The organism is Comamonas sp. JUb58, assembly GCF_004364775.1.
Classification (GTDB): domain Bacteria; phylum Pseudomonadota; class Gammaproteobacteria; order Burkholderiales; family Burkholderiaceae_C; genus Comamonas.
In genome coordinates, this window is record NZ_SOAL01000031.1 from 22798 (window position 1) to 31197 (window position 8400).

At 54.3% G+C, this 8400-nt stretch carries 10 protein-coding genes and 2 pseudogenes; 2 read left to right on the plus strand and 10 right to left on the minus strand.

Annotation, left to right across the window (positions count from 1 at the left end; translation table 11 throughout):
* Nucleotides 1–71 precede the first annotated feature (71 nt).
* Nucleotides 72–311, minus strand: a complete 240-nt coding sequence (locus tag EDF71_RS23510) for an AlpA family phage regulatory protein (protein WP_133858955.1) — start codon at nucleotides 309–311, stop codon at nucleotides 72–74.
* A gap of 623 nt (nucleotides 312–934) precedes the next feature.
* Here EDF71_RS23510 and EDF71_RS23515 point away from each other — a divergent pair.
* Nucleotides 935–1977, plus strand: a pseudogene (locus tag EDF71_RS23515) (IS110 family transposase).
* A gap of 688 nt (nucleotides 1978–2665) precedes the next feature.
* Here EDF71_RS23515 and EDF71_RS23520 read toward each other — a convergent pair.
* The 7 genes from EDF71_RS23520 to EDF71_RS23550 all read right to left on the minus strand — a co-directional run bounded on the left by EDF71_RS23520 (nucleotide 2666) and on the right by EDF71_RS23550 (nucleotide 6623).
* Nucleotides 2666–3835 (minus strand): site-specific integrase, encoded by a 1170-nt coding sequence (locus EDF71_RS23520; RefSeq protein ID WP_133858956.1) that lies wholly within the window; start codon nucleotides 3833–3835, stop codon nucleotides 2666–2668.
* Nucleotides 3799–4035, minus strand: a complete 237-nt coding sequence (locus tag EDF71_RS23525; RefSeq protein ID WP_243854428.1) for an excisionase family protein — start codon at nucleotides 4033–4035, stop codon at nucleotides 3799–3801. Before EDF71_RS23525 ends, EDF71_RS23520 begins: the two co-directional genes overlap by 37 nt.
* Nucleotides 4036–4249: 214 nt before the next feature.
* A complete protein-coding gene (locus EDF71_RS23530; protein WP_133858957.1) occupies nucleotides 4250–4981 on the minus strand; it encodes a hypothetical protein in 732 nt (243 codons plus the stop codon).
* On the minus strand, nucleotides 4978–5205 hold the full coding sequence (locus EDF71_RS23535; RefSeq protein ID WP_133858958.1) for a hypothetical protein: 228 nt from the start codon (nucleotides 5203–5205) through the stop codon (nucleotides 4978–4980). Before EDF71_RS23535 ends, EDF71_RS23530 begins: the two co-directional genes overlap by 4 nt.
* A gap of 1 nt (nucleotide 5206) precedes the next feature.
* A complete protein-coding gene (locus EDF71_RS23540; protein WP_133858959.1) occupies nucleotides 5207–5452 on the minus strand; it encodes a hypothetical protein in 246 nt (81 codons plus the stop codon).
* Nucleotides 5449–5634 (minus strand): hypothetical protein, encoded by a 186-nt coding sequence (locus tag EDF71_RS23545; protein WP_133858960.1) that lies wholly within the window; start codon nucleotides 5632–5634, stop codon nucleotides 5449–5451. The genes EDF71_RS23540 and EDF71_RS23545 overlap by 4 nt, the downstream gene beginning before the upstream one ends.
* Nucleotides 5631–6623, minus strand: coding sequence for a Lar family restriction alleviation protein (locus EDF71_RS23550; protein ID WP_133858961.1), 993 nt, complete (start codon nucleotides 6621–6623; stop codon nucleotides 5631–5633). Before EDF71_RS23550 ends, EDF71_RS23545 begins: the two co-directional genes overlap by 4 nt.
* 75 nt (nucleotides 6624–6698) lie before the next feature.
* On the opposite strand from EDF71_RS23550, the gene EDF71_RS23555 reads away from it, so the two are divergent.
* Nucleotides 6699–7472: a hypothetical protein gene (locus tag EDF71_RS23555; protein ID WP_133858962.1), complete on the plus strand. Its 774-nt coding sequence runs from the start codon at nucleotides 6699–6701 to the stop codon at nucleotides 7470–7472.
* A gap of 87 nt (nucleotides 7473–7559) precedes the next feature.
* On the opposite strand, the gene EDF71_RS23560 is transcribed toward EDF71_RS23555, so the two are convergent.
* Both EDF71_RS23560 and EDF71_RS25320 read right to left on the minus strand, forming a co-directional pair.
* Nucleotides 7560–8036, minus strand: coding sequence for a VUT family protein (locus EDF71_RS23560; RefSeq protein ID WP_133858963.1), 477 nt, complete (start codon nucleotides 8034–8036; stop codon nucleotides 7560–7562).
* Nucleotides 8033–8400, minus strand: a pseudogene (locus EDF71_RS25320) (hypothetical protein); the annotation flags it as partial. The gene EDF71_RS23560 and the pseudogene EDF71_RS25320, both read right to left, overlap by 4 nt.

Below are 8400 nucleotides of genomic sequence, written 5' to 3' on the forward strand. Positions count from 1 at the left end.
ATTGCCAGAATGTGGGCGCAGTCTTACCTCATGCACCTAAAAGGTGCATAGAGGTTTTTTAACAGCAAGGTTTAGGCGCGTAGCCTTGATTCGAACCAATGTAGTAGTTCGTGATACCACCAGCCAACAGCCCCTCGGTTAGAGGCGCTAAGGCGAATTGGCTTTGGAAAAGACGGGTCGAATCGAGTTGACTTCTTGTTCATGAGCTCGTATATCTTGGATCTGGAGATGCCAAAGCGAGCAACGATGTCCTGGCATCGCAGGATAGTTTTTTCGACAGGTGGAGTTGGGGATGGGCTGGCTGAAAACATAATCTCGTCCTTTTCGGTTGAAAGTTAATAAATAAAAGTAGCCCATCCGGATACCATCGCAGTGGCCGGGCTTACTTTCCTAACTAACAACCTTAAAAGTCGGTTATGTGTGCCAAGACAACGTCAATCTTGCCATGCAAGTTTTAACTATGTCTTAAGTGAAGCGCCGATTTGAAGTGCTTCACTTGCTGCCAATCTTAGCTTGCTCGCGCACGCTATGCAAGAGGTGTTCCTGTGGCTGGTTGGCTAGGTTCCAAAAAACTGCTTTGATAGCTAAAAAAGTCCAAGATTGAACTGAACTGGACAGCGTTGGACACCCGGCTCTTCTTTATTTCCAACTAAATTGGACGGTTATTCGATGACATTCTGTAATTGTCCTGGGAAGTTTTCTCGCCACGTCCTTCTCACTGACACTTAGAGCTGCTAACACGACCCAGCAAACCGAATGTTTGCGGTTGAGGCTAGGCGTCCTGCCGCAGGCAATACAGTAGTACGACAAGGCAGGGCAACGACGTATCAAGGGTTGTGTTAGCCAATGGAATGGACGCCCCTCCTTTATCGGAGCACAGTGAGCGCACCGTCACAGCTGTGGCGCAGCCTTCATTCACAACCAGGAGTCCACCATGCAAGCGATGACCATCGGTATTGATCTGGCCAAGAACGTTTTCCAGATCCATGGGGTAGATTCCCATGGCAAGAAGCTCTTCAACAAGGCCTTGAAGCGCGAGAAGATGGTGACCTTCTTCGTCAACCTACCGCCTGCGCTGGTGTGCATGGAGGCCTGCGGCGGTTCGCACCACTGGGCGCGCAAGCTCCAGAGCATGGGGCACACCGTGCGGCTCATGGCTGCGCAGTTCGTCAAGCCATACGTCAAGGCAACAAACACGATGCGGCGGATGCCGAGGCCATCTGTGAGGGCGTCGCTCGCCCCACCATGCGTTTTGTGCCCATCAAGAACGTGGAGCAACAGGCGGTGCTGTCGATGCACAGGGTGCGTCAAGGCTTTGTTCGTGCCCGCACAGCACAGGCCAATCAGATCCGGGGCCTGCTGTCGGAGTTCGGTCTGATCGTTCCGCAGGGCGTAGCGCAGATCACCGAACGCGTGCCCACTTTGATCGAGGATGCCAGCAACGAGTTGCCAGGCAGCTTCCGTATCCTGATGGATCGGTTGATCGAGCATTTCAAGGCTCTGCAGACGCAAATCCAGCATGTCGAAGCTCAGATCCTTACCTGGCACCGTAGCAATGCGGCTAGCAAACGACTCGAACAGATCTCCGGCATCGACCCGATCACCGCCAGTGCGTTGATTGCATCTCTGGGAGACGCGAGAAACTTCAAGGATGGCCGGCAGGTTGCAGCGTGGCTGGGCCTAGTGCCCAAACAGCATTCCAGCGGCGGAAAACAGAATCTGCTGGGCATCAGCAAGCGCGGCGACACTTACCTGCGCACGCTGCTGATCCAGGGGGCTCGGTCAGTGGTCTATCACGCAGACCAGCCAAATCGAGAGGCGGCAAGTTCGACCTGCCAGTGGGTTCGCGGGGTTGCACAGAGACGCAACAAGAACATCGCTGCCGTGGCATTAGCCAACAAGAATGCACGAATCTGCTGGGCCTTGCTCGTCGGAGACAAGGACTATGACGAACGGAGTAGAGCAACCAGCGTTTGAAACACTTAATGCTCGCCAGATCAACTTCAAAGCAAAGAGACCACCGATTGCTCAGGCAGTCATGCAGTGATGGCAAGACAGGTCAGACCGGGACCAAGACAGTCCGATAAGAGTACAGCACTTCGAGTGCGTTTAGCCGATGGGACCTTGGTCAGCGAATTCCATCAGGGATCGCGGAAGCGTACTGCCGCAAAAGTCCGGATATACGCGTGCAATCTAGACCCTCACGGCATCACGAATTGAAGGCTTGGCAAACCGGGGCGTCCATATACGCTCTTAGTGTGATTGCTGTTTGTGAGGTAGCAACAGTCACTGAAAATTCGTTTGAAACTAAGGAGTCTTGGCGATGCGCTTGAAAAGCAAGTGAGTTTTTCCTCATTCCGGGACACAGCTATGCAAGATATGTTGAACATGTCTTGGTGTTGTAAATTTGCAAATTTCTACGCTGAGGCTTATGTAGCAAAGCATGCCTTGAACCGGGGAACAAACCGGGGAACAGGGACTTAGTTTTGAGGTGTATTTATAGATTTTATGAGGGAAAACTGGGATGATTCAATTGACGCCAGCCCACCATACAGCACAACGCCACACAAGAGGAAAGCCTCTGTGTGGCGTTATTTTTTGCCTTGTTGGTTGTCTGTGATTGTCCAGAAAATCACACCGAAATCACACCGAAATCACACGGGCCTTATTGGACAGCCTTTAGGGCCGCCTTGGGCTTCTGGAAGTCTTCCCGGATGAACTTGCCATAGGTGCGGAAAACCATCTCCACATCCTCGTGCCCCAGTTGCTGGGCGACATACCAAGGGTTGCCTCCTGCTGTCAGCAAGGTCGATGCGTAGGTGTGTCGGATCTGGTACGGGTTTCGGTAGGGAATGCCGGACCGCTTCATGATTGGCAGCCACGCATTCTTTCTAACCTGAGCATCGGTGGCCCATGGGTCCAGGGTAGCTGGGTTTAGCCAGACCCGAGATCCGCGCAGCTGGCTTATTGAGCGCTGAACACGCAGCGCCTCCATGGCCTCAGCATTCAAATCGACATCCCGAATACCTGCGGCGGTTTTCGGCGCTTTAATCACGCCGGCCACCTGGTTCTGAATAATCCGAGCTGTGGCTTTATCCCAGTCTATATGCTCCCATTGCAGTGCTTGGAGTTCTCCAGGGCGCAGGCCGGTGTTAAACCAAAACTGGAATGTCGGTCTTTCATCAAGTCGGCAGGCGGCCAGGATAGCTACCCGCTCAGCATGAGTGAACGGGTTGATCACATAGTCACTTGCCCTGCTGGTCTGGCGAATGAGCTTCACCAGCGCGATGCGATCAAATGGGTTGGCATCTATCAATCCGTCATTCAGCGCATCCTCCATGACAGACCGTAGGGGGATCAACATATTGCGGATCGCCTTGCTGGTGCAGTCCATGTCGCTGATCCAGTCGCGCAGTGCAGAGGGCGTTACCTCGTCCAGCCTGTAGCCGTGCCACTCTCTCATCCGCTCGCCAGTGATGCTCTTGGAGTAGCCCCGGAAGGTTGCCGGGGACATCTTCCCGTTTGCAACTTGCTTCTCATAGAGGTCCAGCTGCTTTTGCAGCATTTCCTCCATTAACGAGGACTCCCTGCTTGGCATCTTGGCTTTGGGGCTTTCAGGAAAATAGTCGGCATAAATGAACGACCCATCTGATACCTTGCGCTTAATCTCTGCCCGGAGATTGCTGGCATATTGAATGCTGGCTTTATTTACTGGGCAGGTTGGAAGAAGTTCCCGGCACTGTTGCGCATTCCAGATGAAAGATATTTGAATGCGCGGGCCGGAAACCAAATCCCGAATCAGCACGCCCGGCGGGGTAGCTGGCTTTTTATCCATTGATCAGCCTCTTTTATGTTCACGTAAAGACGGCGGGCGATAACCGCACAGTGCGTTCCATCTAGCCAAACACCATTGCGACGGCGGCAGTGCACAGCCATTGGCGTGACACCTGTGAGTTCTTCAAACTTCTCTGCCAGCACCCATTCAGGCGTTACTGTCGGCTCTGCTGGATTGGATGGTGTATCTTTATGTTTCACGATTCCTCCAATACTTTGGGCAAAAAAGAACCCCGCTCATTGGCGGGGCTCGGGTTCGTCTTGTTCGCGGAAGGGTGCTCGTTTGTCACCCCATTTGCGGGAGCGTTTGGTGGTCATAGTTACCGATCGGGTAGATTTTTGGCTCTTGCCGTGGTTGCTCGGTCATTTCTTCCCGTTCGGGAATGGCTTCCAGCGGTCTGCCTCACGGCTTGGGTCAGAGGTTGTCATTGGTGGCTCCTATTCCGTGTGCGCGCTCGCCAGCTCGGAAGATGCTGATTGCCGTGGACGGCCAGCGCATCTCATGGCATTCGTCGCGCACCAGGTCCATGATCTGCTCATCCGTCAGCGGCTCCCGCTCAGGTGGGGGAGGGGCGGCTGAGAGCATGGCTGCGTATATTTGCTTCACTTCTGACCCGAACAGAACCTGCTCGCCCCCGAAGTCACCCTCGACTTCTACATCGCCTCCCGCCTTGGTCATTTCGGTGGTTGGCTCCACTGGCACTAGGCGCCACCCATCCGGCGCAGCCTGCCGCGCTGATAGCTGGGCCTCTAGCTCTGCGATGCGATCATGCATGCGCTGGTTCTGCGTCATTCGCGTTGCCTCCCGCTCTGCGGCCATGCCGTGGATGTTGCATTGCGAGCGCATCTCTTCATCCATCCACTCCAGCTTGGCGGCCTGCTGGGCCAACTGGTTGCGCGCATCGGTGTTCAGCCGATTGGCCATGTCCAGGCGCTGGGTTAGGGCGGTTACTTGCTGCTCGGCTATCACCGCGCGATTCGCTTGGACGATGAGTTGATCCTCAAGAGAGTCGGCGCGGGCGCGCAAACTATCAAGCATGTTGAAGTCGGGAGCTTTGCCAAGTGGCGGCTTCCAGAGACTGCCGCCCTCATGGGTGTAACCGAGGTTTTCGAGCGTGGCTATTGCTGCTTTGGCCTTGTCGGTCATGGTGCTTCCTTGGGGGCGGGCTTGATAAGTTCGGCATAGATCTCCGGATGCACGTATAGCGTGTGGTCCATGCGAATGACTCCAGGTGCCATATACGTTTCACGCCTGACCGTCCATCGCCGTCTTCGCTTCGGAGTTGGGTGCATTCGGACCGCCCATTTTTCTTTCATCACAATCGCCATGGCGCTTTTCACAACGCGCAGGCCTGCAAATGGGGAGTTCATCTCAATCCTCCTTCTTGGCCTGGGCTGCCTCGGCTTCCACGCGCCTCATGTCGGTGCGAAGGGCTTCGGCTGTGTATGCCAAACCTCGGGCTTGACGTAGCGCAGCAGCAAGGATGTCCTCGGCTGCCGATTTCAAGGCTCGGATGGTGTGGCGCTCGGGGTGGCTGTTATCAACTCCATCGCACATGGTGCTGACTGCGGCCAGCGTGTCCACGGCTCTGTCCGCCAGTGATTCGAGTTGGCTCATTGGTTGCTGTCCTTCTGTGGTTGGGCCTGGGCGGGCTGGCCCTCCCTCTGTTTGGCGCGCTTGATCCATCTTTCACGCGCTCGGTGCTGGATGTTTCTCCACACCTCATATCCGCCAATCACGGCCAGGGTCAGGATGATGGACATGACGGCCGCGACTGCAAGGTAAGGCAAGATGCTCATGCTCTGCCGCCTTCCTGGGCTGCGGCCATGGCGGCGTCTAGCTCATCAAGCAAGTCGGCCATGTCGTCGATGTGCACCTGGAGAACGCTTCCGCGTTCTTTCTGGAACTTGACCATCGCGCGCGCCAATTTCAGCAGTTCAGCATCCAGCGCATCAGCGGGCTGGGCCTGGGGTGCTGTGTAGAGCGGCGTCCATCCATTGGTTTCGGGCTCGCTATCCGTCAACTCTGTGATGTCGGTTTTGCGCAGCCACGCCACCGGCTCGGCCTGCACCTCTGCCTGGGGTGCATCATGGTCAGCAGCTGAGAATAGTGCGCCACAGTCAACGCAGAGATAGCCGCTTTTAACCACTGGGTTGCGAGCGTCAGCAATGCGGTGCATGCATTGGGCCTGCACCTTTTCCTGGGCGGCGGCAACCATGGCCTTGATGCTTTCGGGCGAAACGTTGCAGCAGGTGGCCAGCGCCTGCAGCTGCTGCTCCGGCGTGCCGTGCTGCAGCATGACGGCGGCAATCTGGTCCTGTGTGGCCTTGTCGCGCGGTGTCATACCGTGGCGGGCCAGGTCACCTGCCGAGGAATCCTCGGTAGCTAGCGGTTCTGGAGTGGCGAGCGCCTTGTCAGCCATGTCCAAAATTTCGCTGATGGTCAGAGCCTCACCAGATCCAGTCATACGCACAGTGGCTTTCTCGTCGGCGATGCCTTGCAATGCGCCGGCACACCACTTCAGGGCAAGGTGCAGGCCAGGCACAGCCACTGCTGCGGGCGCTGCCTGTGCTGCCACTGCCTGGGGAGCGCGGGTGTTCCAAGCGTCGATCAGTAGCTGCTTTTGCTCGTCAGTCTGCGGAACTGTGTGATCAACCTCGCTCAACAAGCAATCTTGACGATGGCCGGATTCCATGCGCCACCAACGGCGGCCCAGCGCATTGATTTGTGTGCGCTCGCCGCAGAACGGGCAGGGCAGGAGGGGAGCGGAAGAGTTGTTTTCAGCCATGTTGGGCTCCAGAAATGGAAATGCCCGCTCAGGTCGGGCTAAGTTTTATGGATAGCCATCCGTTCGGACGGTTACTTGGGCTATGCTGTCGCTGCCCAGTTTGAAAGCAACAAAGTGATATCAAATAAACGCGAATGCAACTTACCCTATGGACTTAATGGAGTTCAGCTGTTTGGGTTGATGGCACTAGCTATTTTCGTCATTTGGATTCTTGCCAAATTCTTTGTGCCAGATATTTTGTGGCTCGTTGAGGCAAGTCCTGGGTTGGCTGCTTGGATTCAGGCTGTATTTTCATTGCTAGGATTTGCAATAGCCATTTGGATTCCTTTTAAGATTAAGAAAGATGAGATTCAACTTCAATCGCAGCGAGATTTTGCACAAGGCACAATCGCTTTTTATATGATTGTTTCTGAGATTAGAGGTATCTCCTCGAAGTTAAAAAGCTTCTTGGAGGAATTTCAGAAATATGATGATTTTAGAAAAAATAACTTTCGCCCCATTCATATTGATACCTTAGCAGCTTCAAATGATCTGGATTTATCTTATGTAGAGATATTGAATATTCGTTTGGTGCCAGCTCAAGCGTTGTTAGGCATCGAGAGTATTGATCATCAAAGCGTTTTGCGACTTTGCAGTGCTCTGGATGAGGTGATGCGGCTTCGAGAAAATATGATAAAAAAACATGATTTTTCTGGCTCAGTCCATGGGCTTTGCATGAATGTAAATTTGAAAGAGTTGGGGGAATTGATTTGCTATGAAATCGATTCAGCGCTTTCGTCGATAGAGAATCTTATATGCCAGGCCACAGGGAATCCCTATGAGAAACGAAGGCAGTTGCGAGTCAATTAGTCAATAAGGGTGCTTGATTGGTTTTGTTCAACTTGGCTATCGGGAAAATCTAGTATCGCCCCGCAGTGCTTTTTTTGGGGTTGATTTTTAGGTTTTATGCAAATTTCTTAGCAGATGCACCCAAAGCACTGAGCCCAATGTTTTTGCAGCAAACTGACCCAAAACAATCAGAGGCAGCAGACTTCCAAAGGCGATGACCGGAAAAACCAGCGAATCCACGGCCGCGCCGGCCAGATTGCTTTTGTGTGCCCGTTTGGCCCATGACCCTTGAGATTTTGCGAACACCATCCAATCGACAGCTCCAGCCAGGAAGAAGGCCGCAGCCCCCGCGATGGCGATCCGTCCTGCATCGTGCGAGATAAGCCAAGATGCAGCAGCGGTCCCTGCTATCACCAGCAGCATCTGCCACCAGCGAAGCCGCGTATGCAGAAGGTCTCGCAGCGCCAGATCAAGCCCAATCAGCACGAAAGCATTCAGCGGTGTCACCCACGGCCCGAAGGTAGCCGCGCTGAGATTGGCGAGCAGTAGCGCGCCGGCATAGATGAAGATTGCGAAAGCGGTCACAGCAGTATTCCTTGTTCAATAGCCGGCTCTGCAGGTGCACAGATCCAGCGGGTAGGTGCGTTTTGGGATTCAATTCGAGCGCGCATTACGACGGCACGGGCCTCCTTGGTCGGTGGGGAGTATGAGCCGCGCCAGGCCTGGTCAATACCGATGTTCCGCCCGATGTTTGTGCTGTCTGCCGAGGCGAATGGCAAGTGCTTAAAGACCAAGGGGTTGAGCATGCGCAAACCGTGAAGTTTTACCCCTGGTCGGCCTTGTTCGTCACAGACTGTTAGGGCCGATGCAATCTTGACCAGCAGTGCCAATCGAGCTTTGACCAGGTACTGGAGCAGCCTTTGAGATGACCGCTTGTGAATAACTATAG